The organism is Lactobacillus fornicalis (assembly GCF_055362665.1).
Genome location: NZ_JBLTIM010000009.1, coordinates 28,298 through 28,531, shown reverse-complemented (window position 1 = coordinate 28,531; position 234 = coordinate 28,298). Strand labels below are relative to the sequence as shown.

Below are 234 nucleotides of genomic sequence, written 5' to 3'. Positions count from 1 at the left end.
AGATAAGAGTGGCTTAGAAAAAGCAGTAAATGAACAATCAACAGTAGAATCAACAGATCCATACAAGAACGCAAGTGATGACAAGAAACAAGCATATGATGATGCGGTAAGTGCTGGTCAAAAGGTGTTGAACAATGATTCCGCTACTCAAAGCGAAGTGGATAGTGCTACAACTGCAATTAACAATGCAAAATCAGCCTTAGATGGTCAAGCCACAGATACTAGTTCAACAGG

1 protein-coding gene is annotated in these 234 nt (G+C 39.7%); it reads left to right on the top strand.

The annotated features are described in order from the left end of the window. On the top strand, positions 1 to 234 hold a 234-nt coding region (locus ACNDLV_RS02955), incomplete at both ends, for an FIVAR domain-containing protein (RefSeq protein ID WP_498882925.1).